The 12,953-nt window shown below is 70.2% G+C and carries 9 protein-coding genes and 1 tRNA gene; 8 read left to right on the forward strand and 2 right to left on the reverse strand.

Annotation, left to right across the window (positions count from 1 at the left end; all coding sequences use genetic code 11):
• Positions 1 to 9 precede the first annotated feature (9 nt).
• The 7 genes from QQX04_RS08910 (at position 10) to QQX04_RS08940 (ending at position 9,359) form a co-directional block, all read left to right on the forward strand.
• On the forward strand, positions 10 to 819 hold the full coding sequence (locus QQX04_RS08910) for a TrmH family RNA methyltransferase (protein ID WP_301128319.1): 810 nt from the start codon (positions 10 to 12) through the stop codon (positions 817 to 819).
• 95 nt (positions 820 to 914) lie between these two features.
• Complete coding sequence (gene imuA' / locus QQX04_RS08915; protein WP_301128321.1) at positions 915 to 1,598, forward strand: DnaE2-dependent mutagenesis accessory factor ImuA'; 684 nt, start codon at positions 915 to 917, stop codon at positions 1,596 to 1,598.
• A complete protein-coding gene (locus QQX04_RS08920) occupies positions 1,595 to 3,310 on the forward strand; it encodes a DNA polymerase Y family protein (RefSeq protein WP_301128328.1) in 1,716 nt (571 codons plus the stop codon). Before imuA' ends, QQX04_RS08920 begins: the two co-directional genes overlap by 4 nt.
• A 111-nt stretch (positions 3,311 to 3,421) precedes the next feature.
• Complete coding sequence (locus tag QQX04_RS08925; protein ID WP_301128329.1) at positions 3,422 to 6,814, forward strand: error-prone DNA polymerase; 3,393 nt, start codon at positions 3,422 to 3,424, stop codon at positions 6,812 to 6,814.
• Positions 6,815 to 6,929: 115 nt separating this feature from the next.
• Entirely contained in the window at positions 6,930 to 8,432 is a 1,503-nt protein-coding gene (locus QQX04_RS08930; RefSeq protein WP_301128330.1) for an AlkA N-terminal domain-containing protein, read from the forward strand.
• Entirely contained in the window at positions 8,416 to 8,961 is a 546-nt protein-coding gene (locus tag QQX04_RS08935) for a methylated-DNA--[protein]-cysteine S-methyltransferase (protein ID WP_301128331.1), read from the forward strand. The genes QQX04_RS08930 and QQX04_RS08935 overlap by 17 nt, the downstream gene beginning before the upstream one ends.
• A 251-nt stretch (positions 8,962 to 9,212) precedes the next feature.
• Complete coding sequence (locus QQX04_RS08940) at positions 9,213 to 9,359, forward strand: GPGG-motif small membrane protein (RefSeq protein ID WP_301128333.1); 147 nt, start codon at positions 9,213 to 9,215, stop codon at positions 9,357 to 9,359.
• 86 nt (positions 9,360 to 9,445) lie between these two features.
• Here the strand turns inward: QQX04_RS08940 and QQX04_RS08945 are convergent, their stop codons facing one another.
• Positions 9,446 to 11,665 carry a sodium-translocating pyrophosphatase gene (locus QQX04_RS08945; RefSeq protein WP_301128335.1) on the reverse strand — a complete coding sequence of 740 codons (2,220 nt, stop codon included), beginning with the start codon at positions 11,663 to 11,665 and terminating at the stop codon, positions 9,446 to 9,448.
• A 31-nt stretch (positions 11,666 to 11,696) separates the two neighbouring features.
• Positions 11,697 to 12,473, reverse strand: coding sequence for a hypothetical protein (locus QQX04_RS08950; protein WP_301128337.1), 777 nt, complete (start codon positions 12,471 to 12,473; stop codon positions 11,697 to 11,699).
• A gap of 319 nt (positions 12,474 to 12,792) precedes the next feature.
• Between QQX04_RS08950 and QQX04_RS08955 the strand changes: the two genes are divergently transcribed.
• A tRNA-Leu gene (locus QQX04_RS08955) sits at positions 12,793 to 12,881 on the forward strand.
• The last annotated feature ends 72 nt before the right edge of the window (positions 12,882 to 12,953 follow it).

Genomic DNA, 12,953 nt, shown 5'->3' on the forward strand with positions numbered 1-12,953 from the left:
GATGGACCCATGCCTGTCATCCCTCTCGACTCCGCCGACGACGCGCGGCTCGCCGACTATCGCGACCTCACGGACGTCGCGCTGAGGCGACGCCTGGAGCCGGAGCAGGGGCTCTACATGGCCGAGGGTGCCAAGGTGATCTCGCGGGCGCTCGCGGCGGGTCACCGTCCGCGCTCGGTGCTCGTGAGCGAGAGGTGGCTGCCCGGCGTCGTCGAGGCGCTGGACAGCGCCGGGGTCGACGCACCCGTCTACGTCGCGCCTGCGGAGCTGCTCGAGGCTGTGACCGGCTACCAGGTCCATCGCGGTGCGTTGGCGGCCATGGAGCGGCCGACGCTTCCCTCCGTGGCAGACCTTGTCTCTCAGGCGCGCCGCGTCGTCGTCCTCGAGGGGATCGTCGATCACACCAACGTCGGGGCGATCTTCCGCTCCGCCGCAGGCATCGGCGCCGACGCGATCGTCGTGGCCCCCACCTGCGCGGACCCTCTCTACCGCCGCTCGGTGAAGGTGTCGATGGGCACCGTGTTCCAGGTGCCATGGACCCGTGCGGAGGACTGGCCGGGCGACCTGGCTCTGCTGCGTGACGCAGGATTCGTGGTCGCGGGGCTTGCGCTCGCGGACGATGCGGTGCCGCTTGACGAGTTCGCGGCCCGCGGGCATGAGCGGGTGGCGCTCCTCATGGGAGCGGAGGGGGACGGGCTTTCGAGGGCTGCGTTGAGGAGCGTGGACGCGGTGGTGACGATTCCGATGGCTGGGGGAGTGGACTCGCTGAATGTCGCCGCCGCGTCGGCGGTGGCGATGTGGGAGCTGCGCGTGCGCTGACCCGTCGCGGCGTCCTCCCTGGCTCGCCTGCGTGTCGTGTGAGGGGCGCCACCGGGCCTTCTCGAATGTCCGTCCCGCGTGGCAGAATCGAACATATGTTCGAACAGGTACGCGACGATCGGCTGGCCGCCGCCCGCGCCGCCCTCAAGGAGGTCGAGGCGCGGGTAGGCGTCGCGCGCGACGCCTCCGAGCGTGCCTGGAGGGTCGACGACGAATGGAACGCGCTGCTGCCTGACGGGCTTCCGCGCGGGCGCGTGGTGAGCGTCGCCGGCTCCACCTCGCTGCTGCTGGCGCTCGCGGGTCAGGCGTCGCGTGAGGGGGCGTGGGTCGCGGCCGTGGGCATGCCGACCGTAGGCGTCGTGGCGGCGGCCAGGCGGGGGATCGACCTGTCCCGGCTCGCGCTCGTGCCTGAGCCTGGGCTGCAAGCCGCCGCAGTGGTGGGGCTGTGCCTCGAGGGGGTGGACGTGGTGATGACGGGCGACCGCCTCGCGATGTCCGACTCCGACCGGCGCAGGCTCGCCTCGCGTGCGCGGGAGCAGGGCGCACTGCTGCTGGCGGTGGGGGCATGGCCGGGGGCGGAGCTGTCCCTCGAGGTGGAACGGGTGAGGTGGTCGGGCCTCGGCGCCGGTGACGGCAGGCTGCGCGGGCGGGAGGCCACTGTCGCGGTCAGCGGTCGCCGCCTGGGGGCGGTCAGGAGGGTCAGGGTCGAGCTGGACGTCGATCGCTCGCTCGGCTCGCTTCGCGGTGCTGCCGCAGAGACCCGTGAGGAGGTCGCATGAGCGCAGAGCTGAGGGTTCCGTCGCACTCGGAAGGACCTGTGGCGACGGTCCGCCGTGCAGTGCTGTGGGTGCCGGACTGGCCCGTCGTCGCCGCCGCAGTGGAGGTGGGAATCGGGGCTGAGGAGCCTGCGGCGGTGCTGCACGGCCGCGGTCTCGTCGCGGTATCCGCATCGGCGCGTGCGCTGGGCGTCAAGAGAGGGATGCGCAGGCGTGCGGCGCAGCGTGTCTGCCCCGAGCTGACGATCCTCGGCTACGACGAGGGAAGGGACGCGCGGGAGTTCGAGTCGGTCGCGGTCGCAGCCGAGCAGGTGGTCTCGGGCGTCGAGATCTCTCGCCCTGGACTGCTGATGATCCCCTCCGAGGGGGCCTCCCGCTTCCACGGCTCGGAGGAGGCTCTCGCCGAGGCGCTCGTCGGCGCTGTCGCCGAGGCGGGCGGCGAGGCCCAGGTGGGCGCGGCCGACGGGCTGCTCGCGGCCGTCATGGCGGCCCGCTCCTCCGTGATGATCCCGCCAGGGGAGTCACCTGACTTCCTGGCGCCGCTTCCCCTGGACTCGCTCGTGCACGCCGCGATGGAGCGAGGCAGGCGCACCGAGGCGGAATCGCTCGCCGAGGTGCTGGCAAGGCTCGGGCTGCACACCCTCGGGCAGTTCGCCGCGCTCCCTGCGGGAGACGTGCTCGCACGCTTCGGGCCGATCGGAGCATGGGCCCGACGCATGGCGCTCGGCCTCGACGTCGCGCCTCCCGTGCTTCGACGCACTGAGGAGGACATCGCGGTCGAGCAGACCTTCGAGGACCCTGCGGAGCGCATCGAGCAGCTCGGCTGGGCGGCACGGGACGCGGCCGAGCGCCTCGACTCGGCGCTGCTCGATGCAGGCGTGCGATGCGGCAAGGTCCGCATCGTCGCCCGCACGGTCAAGGGCGACCTCCTTGAACGCGTGTGGCGGACCGACGTCGCCACCCGTGCAGGAGCCTTCGCCTCGCACATGACGGATCGTGTCCGCTGGCAGCTCGAGGGCTGGCTGTCCGGACTCGCCGACGGACCCGAGCCTGCGCCGCTGACCTCGCTGGCGCTCGTGGCCGAGGACGTCGTGGCGCTCGGCGACGAGCAGTCCTACCTGTGGGGCGGATCGTCAGGCGGGGACGCACGTGCCCGCCGGGCGTTGGAACGCCTCCAGGGACTCCTCGGCATCGACGGGGTGATCGCCGTCGCCGAGCAGGGCGGAAGGTCCCCACGCGACCGCGTCCATGCGCTCGCCTGGGGGCAGGAGGGGCAGGCGCCCCGGCGCATCGAGCACCCCTGGCCCGGACGCATCCCCGAGCCTGCGCCTGCCACCGTCCTGCCTGTCTCCGCCCCCATCCAGGTCCTCGATGCCGGAGGCACCCCCGTCGTGGTCGACCGACGGCTCGCCGTGTCCGCGCCGCCCACGTGGGTCAGGCTCCCCGCAGACCCGCGCGACGCCATCGCCCGCGCGGCCCATCGTCATCCCTCCTCCGGTCACGTCGGCGGGGACGACGGACCCGTCTGGGAGCGCGCCCGCCCCGTGGAGGCGTGGGCCGGGCCCTGGCCCGTCGCCGAACGGTGGTGGGCCCCCGACGCCGACCGTCGCGCCTACATGCAGCTCGCGCTGCAGACCCCGGAAGGTGAGCCGGGGCTGGCGATCCTCGCCGCCTTCTCGGGTGGCCGATGGCAGCTCGAGGCGCTCTACGACTGAGCCTCCGAGACCTCACTCATGGGCGAGGCCGGCTCGCGGGCACGACGACCCCGCGGGCCGAGCCGCCGCCGCTGACGACCCTCAGGCACAGAAGGAGACCAGGAAGACCAGATGACCGAGCTTCCCCAGTACGCGGAGCTGCATGCGCACTCGGCGTTCAGCTTCCTGGACGGTGCGAGCCAGCCCGAGGAGATGGCGGCCGAGGCAGGACGGCTCGGGCTCTCCGCCATGGCGATCACCGACCACGACGGCCTCTACGGGGCCGTGCGCTTCGCGAACGCCGCACGAGCGATCGGGCTGCCCGCCATCTTCGGCGCAGAGCTGCACCTCGCCGCACCCGACGGGCCTGGCGGAGCCCCCGTCCTCGACGCTCCCACCGCACGACCCGATCCGCGCGGATCGCATCTGCTCGTGCTCGCCCGCGGGCCTCAGGGGTATGCGCAGCTCTCGCATGCCATCGGCATGGCCCACCTCGCCACAGGGGAGAAGGGCACCGCCCGCTACACGCTCGAGCAGCTCGCCTCCGACGCGCAGGGAGAGCTGCTCGTGCTCACCGGCTGCCGCAAGGGGCTCGTGCGCCGCGCGCTCGCCGGCATCGGCGTCCCTGGGGTGGGCCTCGACGATCATGGGCGCGGCGTGACCCGCGAAGGATTCGCCGCTGCCCGCGCGGAGATCGATCGCCTCACCGCGCTCTTCGGGCGCGACAACGTCGCCGTCGAGATCACCGACACAGGCCAGCCCTACGACTCCGAGACGAACGACGCGCTCGCCGACCTCGCCTTCGATTCCTCGCTTCCGCTCGTCGCCACGACCAACGCGCACTACGCGACCCCGCGCGACGCCGACCTGGCCTCCGCCCTCGCCGCCGTCAGGACCCGCTCCTCGCTCGACGACATGGACGGCTGGCTCCCCGGTGGCGCGGGCCAGCACCTGCGTTCACCAGGGGAGATGCTCCACCGTCACCGCAGACACCCGCAGGCGGTCACGACCGCCGCCAGGCTCGGCGCCGAATGCGCCTTCGACCTTCAGCTCGTCGCGCCGAAGCTCCCGCCGTACCCCGTGCCCGAGGGCCACACCGAGGCGACATGGCTGCGCGAGCTCACCTATCGCGGAGCCCGAGAGCGCTACGGTCCGCCCGACGCCGAGAGGGTCCCAGGCGCGTGGGCGCAGATCGAGCACGAGCTCGCCGTGATCGAGGCGCTCGACTTCCCGGGCTACTTCCTCATCGTCCATGACATCGTCAGCTTCTGCAGGCGCGCCGACATCCTCTGCCAGGGGCGCGGATCCGCGGCCAACTCCGCCGTCTGCTTCGCGCTCGGAGTCACCGCAGTCGACGCCGTCACGCACGGGCTGCTGTTCGAGCGGTTCCTCGCGCCCGAGCGAGACGGCCCGCCCGACATCGACGTCGACATCGAGTCCGACCGGCGCGAGGAGGTCATCCAGTACGTCTTCCAGCGGTTCGGCCGGATCAACGCGGCGATGGTGGCCAACGTCATCCAGTACCGGCCACGGTCCGCGGTGCGCGACGCCGCCCGCGCGCTCGGATTCGACGCAGGTCAGCAGGATGCCTGGTCCACCTCGATCGACCGGTGGTCCACGCTGCGCACCGACCACGCGGCCGAGTCCGCGTGGGCTGCCAGACAGCGCGACGCGATGTGGCCCGAGCCGCCTCCCACCCAGCCGCTCGACCACATCCCTGGCCAGGTGGTCGAGCTCGCCGAGAGGATGCTGCGGCTCCCGCGACACCTCGGCATCCACCCCGGCGGCATGGTGCTGTGCGACCGGCCCGTGATCGACGTGTGCCCGGTCGAGTGGGCGCGCATGCCAGGGCGGACCGTCCTGCAATGGGACAAGGACGACTGCGCCGACGCGGGCCTCGTCAAGTTCGACCTCCTCGGGCTGGGCATGCTGTCCGCGCTCAAGTACGCGTTCAGGTACATCCAGGACGTCGAGCGGCAGGATCTCAGTCTCCACAACCTCCCGCAGGAGGACCCCGCGGTGTACGACCTGCTGTGCGCCGCGGATACCGTCGGCGTGTTCCAGGTCGAGTCGCGCGCGCAGATGGCCACGCTTCCCAGGCTCAGGCCACGACGCTTCTATGACATCGTCATCGAGGTCGCGCTCATCCGTCCGGGGCCCATCCAGGGCGGGTCGGTGCACCCGTACATCTCCCGCGCCCGTGGTCGGGAGGAGGTCACCTACCTGCATCCGCTCCTCAAGAAGTCGCTGGAGAAGACCCTCGGCGTGCCGCTGTTCCAGGAGCAGCTCATGCAGATGGCGATGGACTGCGCAGGATTCGACGGCTCGCTCGCCGACCAGCTGCGGCGCGCCATGGGGTCCAAGCGTTCTCCCGAGAGGATGGAGGCGCTCAGAGCCCGGTTCATGGTCGGGGCGCATGAGCGGGGGATCGAGGCGGACGTCGCGCATCAGATCTTCGACAAGCTCAAGGCCTTCGCCGACTTCGGCTTCCCCGAGTCGCACTCCTTCTCGTTCGCCTACCTGGTCTACGCCTCCTCCTGGCTCAAGGCGCACAAGCCTGCAGCCTTCTACGCAGGCCTGCTGGCGGCGCAGCCGATGGGCTTCTACTCGCCGCAGTCGTTGGCGGCGGACGCCCGCCGTCACGGCCAGGTGGTCCTGCGGCCCTGCGTGCTGCGCTCCGAGACCCTGGCGACGGTCGAACGGCTCGACGAGCCGTTCACGACGCCGGGAGAGGTGCGAGAGGACATGTCTCGACTGACCCGCGTGGATCGCACGCTCGCCGTCCGCATGGGCCTGCGCGCCGTCCGAGGCCTGGGGGCTGAGGCGGCCGACGCGATCGTCGCTGCAAGGGAGGAGCGCCCGTTCGCCTCGCTCGGCGACATGGCCCGACGGATCAGGGTGCGTCCCGCAGGTGTCTCGGGTCAGGCGGGGCTTGCGCCCGAGCGAGGCCTCACCGTCGCCCAATGGGAGGCGCTCGCCACCGCAGGCGCCCTCGAAGCGCTCGGGATCACACGGCGCGAAGGCCTCTGGGCAGCGGGAGTGCTCGCCAAGGAAGGGCCCGGAACCCTTCCCGACGTGGTGCCAGGCGCCGTCGCCCCTGAGCTGCCGGGGATGTCCCCGGTCGAGGAGGCGGTGGCCGACGTGTGGGCCTCCGGAGTATCCGTCGACTCGTACCCCACGGCGTTCGTGCGCGACGGGCTCGACCGGCAAGGCGTGCTCCGGGTTGCGGACGTTCTCACACACAAAGCGGAGAGGCGTGTCGCGACCGCGGGCGTCGTCACCCACCGGCAACGGCCGGGTACGGCGAAGGGGGTCACCTTCCTCTCGCTCGAGGACGAGACGGGCTTCCTGAACGTGATCTGTTCCCCTGGGCTGTGGCGGCGGTTCCAGGCGGTCGCGCGACGCTCACCCGCGCTGGTGATCCGCGGGAGGATCGAACGCGCCGATGGCGCCACCAACCTCGTGGCCGAGCATCTCGCCCCCCTCAGCCTGACGATCCCGACCACCAGTCGGGACTTCCGGTGATCGGGCAGGGCGGGAGCCGAGAGGCGAGACAGGGTTCGTCCCGCTGGCTCCACGTCCCACTGTGATGTCCGAAAACCGCCAGCGGACAGCGCGCGCATCCGTCATGCTCGAAGGCATGTGGGACGACGACACGCGCTACGCGGTGATCCGTGGCAGGGACGCGCGCTACGACGGTCAGTTCTTCACCGGCGTCCTCACCACGGGCATCTACTGCAGGCCCTCGTGCCCGGCCCGCACGCCTGCCAGGAAGAACGTGAGGTTCTTCCGCACCGCCGCCGCCGCACAGGCAGAAGGGTTCAGATCGTGTCGCAGGTGCCGGCCCGAGGCCACTCCTGGCTCTCCGTCCTGGGACGTCACGGGCGACGTGGCGGCACGAGCGATGGGGCTCATCGACGACGGCATCGTCGACCGTGAGGGCGTGGACGGGCTCTCCTCGCGGCTCGGCTACTCGCGCCGTCAGCTGCAGAGGATCCTCGTGGATGAGGTCGGGGCCGCGCCGCTCGCCCTCGCCACCGCGCATAGGCTTCACACCGCGCGTGCACTCCTCGAGCACACCACGCTCGCCATGGTCGAGGTGGCGCACGCCTCGGGCTTCGGATCAGTCAGACAGTTCAACGAGGCGGCCCAGGCGGGCTGGGGCCTCACGCCCACACAGGTGCGCGACGGTCGGCGAGGCTCAGCCGCCCGGACGGACGTCCACCCGCCGCCTGACCCCGCGAGAAGCAAGCTGTCAGCCGAGCGCGCCGTCTCGCTCGAGCTGAGGCTCAGGGTGCGCACGCCGTTCGACGGGCACCGCCTGCTCGCCTTCCTGGCTGCACGTGCGGTGCCGGGCCTGGAGCGCGCTGAGTCGCGGTCGCATACCCGGACGCTGCGCCTGCATCACGGCCCCGCGATCGTCACCCTCACGCCTGACGAGAGCGAGGTACGTGCGCGGGTCACGCTGTCTGATCCACGGGACCTCGGTGCAACGGTCGCCCGCTGCCGCGCCATGCTCGATCTCGACGCCGACCCCGAGGCGGTCGCCGAGGTGCTGCGTGCGGACGCGGCGCTCGCTCCTCTCGTCGCGGAAGCGCCGGGCCTGCGAGTGCCTGGCACCGCGGACAGGTTCGAAACCCTGCTGCGAGCGGTCATCGGTCAACAGGTGTCGGTCGCCGGGGCGGCCACCACCTTCGGCGCGATCGTCGACCGATGGGGAGCTCGCGCGCCGGCGTGGGCGGGGGAGGGATGGAGGATGCTGCCGGAGCCGGAGACCCTCACGGAGATCGATCCGCACGTGGGCCTCATGCCAGCGTCGCGCTGGTCCGCTGTCATCGCGGTGGCGCGGGGCGTCGCGGCAGGGGAGATCGACGTCTCGCCAGGCGCCGACCGTTCCGCGGTGAGGCGGGTGCTTCGGGGCATCCGGGGCATCGGTGACTGGACGGTCGACTACGTCATGCTCCGCGCATACGCCGATCCGGACGCGTTTCCCGCGACCGACCTCGTATTGAGGAAGGTGACCGGTATCGGAGCGGCCGAGCTCAGCCGTCGGGCCGAGCGCTGGAGGCCGTGGCGAGCCTATGCAGCGCAGCATCTATGGAGTGCCTCAGCGGAAGGGAGAGGATATGTCTACGAGGAGTGACGGTCGAGTGGTCCTGGTCCGGGAGATGGATACGCCGCTCGGGGAGATGCGCCTTGCGGCGACAGGCCAGGGTCTTGCCGTCGCCGCGTTCGCACAGTGGCAGGGTGGCGCGCGCGAGCTGGCTGGAGCGGACGCCCAGCCCGGGTCGCTCGAGGAAGGCGACAGCGCCGCCGCGCGCCATCATCTCCACGCCGCAGCCGAGGCTCTCGACGAGTACTTCGCGAGTGACGGCATCGCGGGCCCGATGCCTGAGCTCGACCCCCAGGGCACGGAGCTGCAGCGCGAGGTGTGGCTTGCGCTCACCACGATCCCCTCGGGGGTCACCCGGACCTACTCGGAGATCGCCCAGCAGGTCGGTAGACCGACCGCGGTGCGCGCGGTCGCTGCGGCGATCGGCGCGAACCCGGTCGGCGTGCTCGTCCCGTGTCACCGGGTCATCGGCGCCGACGGCTCCCTGACCGGCTATGCGGGAGGGCTTGAGCGCAAGCGATGGCTCCTGGCTCACGAGGGGGCGGCGCTCGCGCTGTAGCCCGGGTCGGTTGAGGCAGGCGCGCAGTGGTGACGGGGTCACCGCGGCAGACGCGGACGGAGCGACGATCGGCCGCTCGCCGCGCCCGCGCGGGGCGCGGTCAGCGCGCGAATCTGGGGTGTGCGAGGAACCCCCGTAGGGGGTCCCTCGCCCCTCGACGACTCCTGGAAGTTCATGATGCGGGGAATAGCAGGGCTGTCCCTCGAGGTTGCACGGTACGTCCGAAATCACCGAGCACAAGGAGATCAACCATGTGGGATGCCATCCTCTGGATCATCGCCCTGATCGTCGGAATCATCGGAGTGGTCCGCATCTTCCAGCGGCAGTTCCTCTGGGGCATCGTCCTCATCGTGGTCGCGCTGCTGATCGGACCTGGAGGCGTCAGCCTGTTCACGTGACGCAGGCATGACGAAGGGGGCCCCGCCTTTCAGCGGGGCCCCCTTCCGTGCGTCCGGGGAGAGAAGCGGACGCCTGCCTTGCGGGGTCAGACCAGATGCACCGCCACGGTGACGCCGGCGATGACGATGGACTCCATCGACATCAGCTTGACCAGGATGTTCAGGCCAGGACCCGACGTGTCCTTGAACGGGTCGCCGACGGTGTCGCCGATGACGGCGGCCTTGTGGGCCTCGGAGCCCTTGCCTCCGTGGTTTCCCTGCTCGATGTACTTCTTGGCGTTGTCCCACGCACCGCCGGAGTTCGCCTGGAACATCGACAGCGAGAATCCGGTCACCATCGCACCGATCAGGAGTCCCAGGACTCCGGGGACGCCGAAGATGAGGCCGATGATCACGGGCGCGGCGAGCGCGAGGATCGCGGGCATCATCATCTCCCTCTGTGCCGCCTTGGTGGAGATGGAGACGCAGCGGGCGTAGTCCGGGTCGGTCTCACCGCTCATGATCCCCGGGATCTCACGGAACTGTCGACGGACCTCGTCGACCATCTGCCCGGCCGCGCGGCCGACCGCGTTCATGGTGATGCCGGAGAACGCGAAGGCGAGCATCGCGCCGGTGAACATCGACACGATGACCTTCGGGTTGATGAGCACCACCTCGAAGTAGGTCATCATCTCCATCAGGTTGAGCGACTGGAGCTCGTCGATCGCTCCAGCGGCGAGGCTCGTGCCGTCGGGGAAGATGAAGTCGCTGCCGCGCTCGAGCACGTGGGAGATGCCGATCTTCACCTCCTCGATGTAGGACGCGAGGAGCGCCATGCCGGTCAGCGCCGCGGATCCGATGGCGAAGCCCTTGCCCGTGGCGGCGGTCGTGTTGCCGAGCGAGTCGAGAGCGTCGGTGCGCTGGCGAACCTCAGGGGGCAGACCGGACATCTCGGCGTTGCCGCCGGCGTTGTCCGCGATCGGGCCGTACGCGTCGGTGGCGAGAGTGATGCCGAGCGTGGACAGCATGCCCACCGCGGCCATGCCGATGCCGTAGAGGCCCAGGTTCATGGTGTCCGTCGAGTACACGAATCCGGAGCCGAAGAAGTAGGCGAGCGACGTGCCGAGGACCACCGCGATCACCGGCACGGCGACCGAGAGCATGCCCGAGCCGATTCCGGCGATGATGACGGTCGCGGGGCCGGTCTTGCTCGCGCTTGCGATGGTCTTCGTCGGCTTGTAGCTCTCGGACGTGAAGTACTCGGCGGCCTGGCCGATCGCGATGCCGGTGAGCAGACCGATCACCAGCGCGAGCCAGATGCCCCACATGTTCGGCACTCCCATGGCCCACAGAAGTGCGAGCGACAGGACCGCGATGAGCACGCCCGAGCCGTTGACGCCTCGTCCCAGCGAGCCGAGCAGGTCCTTCTGGGTCGCACCCTCCTTGGTGCGGACGAAGAACACGCCGACCACCGACAGCAGGGCGCCGAGCGCGCCGATCACCATGGGAGCGATCACCGCGAGCAGCTGCACGTCGGTGCCGGAGGTGTAGTACGCGGCGGCGCCGAGCGCTGCGGACGCGAGGATCACGCCGACGTAGGACTCGTAGAGGTCGGCGCCCATGCCGGCGACGTCGCCCACGTTGTCGCCTACGTTGTCGGCGATCGTCGCCGGGTTGCGCGGGTCGTCCTCCGGAATGCCGGCCTCGATCTTGCCGACCAGGTCGGCGCCGACGTCGGCCGCCTTGGTGAAGATTCCACCTCCGACGCGAGCGAACAGCGATTGCACTGCGGCGCCCATGCCGAACGTCAGCATCGTCGTCGTGATCACCACGACCTGCTGGGACTCCTCGATGTCGTAGAAGCTGGTGAGGACGAAGAACCAGATCGCGATGTCCAGAAGGCCCAGGCCCACCACCGTGAGGCCCATGACCGCGCCGGAGCGGAACGCGACGTTGAGGCCCTTGTTGAGCGAGTGACGCGCGGCGTTGGCGGTGCGCGCCGACGCGTACGTCGCGGTGCGCATGCCGATGAAGCCCGCGAGTCCGGAGAACAGGCCTCCCGTGAGGAATGCGAAGGGCACCCAGGGGTTCTGCACGTGGAACACGTAGGCGAGCACGCAGAACAGCGCGGTCAGCGACGCGAGGACGATGCCGACCACCTTGTACTGCTGCTTGAGGTACGCGATGGCGCCGTTGCGCACGTGGAGGGCGATGCGCGCCATCGTCTCCGTGCCCTCGGACTCTTTCATCATCACGGAGAAGAAGTAGTAGGCGGCGCCGAGCGCCATCACCGAGGCGATGGGCACCAGCCAGAACCAGACAGGCATGGGTTCCTCTCGAAGGGTTGGGTCGGATCGGCTACTGGCCGAAGGTGGACTGGGCGGAGCGCCACCACGCGAAGTGCTCGCGTTCGAGGGCGTCGAGCGTGGGGAGCGCGAAGGTCGTGATGCCGGTCGGGTCTCCTACGTGGAAGCCTCCGTGGACGGTGCGGAAGAGCACCTCCTGGGTCATCTGCCGCAGCACGGTCTTGGTGGCCTTGTCCTGTCCGCCGAGCTCGACGAGGCAGTCACGAAGGTGGCCGATGTTGGGATAGGGGAGGTCTTCGGCGTTCCCGGTCGTGGGATCGGTCGCCAGCGCGCCCAGGGTGAGCTCTGCGAAGACGATCCGAGGCACGTGGATGGGCTGCGAGTCGTCAGTGATGAACTCCGTGAAGCCCGCCGGGTCGAGGGTCGACACCACGCGCGGCGAGACCGGGCAGAACTCCTGGTAGAGGTGCGCGGAGCCGGCTTCGGTCGCGACGTGCTCGGATGGTCCGATGGTGAGCACCCTGCCGTCGTCCGTGACGAGGTGCAGCGCAGACAGCGCTTGGCGCGGGATCTTCTCAAGCACACGGTAGATCGAGATGTACAGGGATCGTTTCGGATCGCCGTTCGGGTGGGGCACGCAGCGTGCGTCGACCTCGCTCAGGTCGAAGGCGTCCTCGGGGAGGAGATCGCGGTCGACGGAGAAGAACACTGCCTGGCCTCGGGAGCGCTTCGCGTTTCCGATGGCGTAGTAGAGCCCGAACTCCTCTGGCGTGAGCATCGAGGCGATGAGCGCCTCGGGGATGAGCGAGAGGTACAGATGTGTCGTCATCACTGTTCCTGTCTTCGTTGACTGGAGGGAACCTCGTCTTTGACGCTAGGCGCGTCGCGGGTGGTGCTTCCTGGGCCCTTGGTCCTGACGAACTCCCTGTTGAGCACGGGGATAGGCAGAATCTGGGCCGTCTTCAGCGTGACACGCCGGGCACACATGTGCGCGTTCACAGCCGACAGTGCCATCGGAGGGGCGGGCTCCAGCGCTGCGTGGGGCGTCGGGGGCGGCGGCGAGGTGCGCGAAGTGGCATTGCACCCCTCCAGACCGTGCTATCCTTTTGGTCGCGCTGAGGAGCCCGAAAGGGACCTCGGTCCACCTCGTCCGGGTGGCGGAATTGGCAGACGCGCTAGCTTGAGGTGCTAGTGCCCGTTTTAGGGCGTGGGGGTTCAAGTCCCCCCTCGGACACCAGCAGAAAGGCCCCTCCTCGGAGGGGCCTTTCGCCGTGTCGGGGGTGCCTCAGGCCCGAGCGTCCCCGATAGT

The sequence above is a fragment of the Demequina zhanjiangensis genome (genome assembly GCF_030418315.1).
In the GTDB taxonomy this organism is placed as follows: domain Bacteria; phylum Actinomycetota; class Actinomycetes; order Actinomycetales; family Demequinaceae; genus Demequina; species Demequina zhanjiangensis.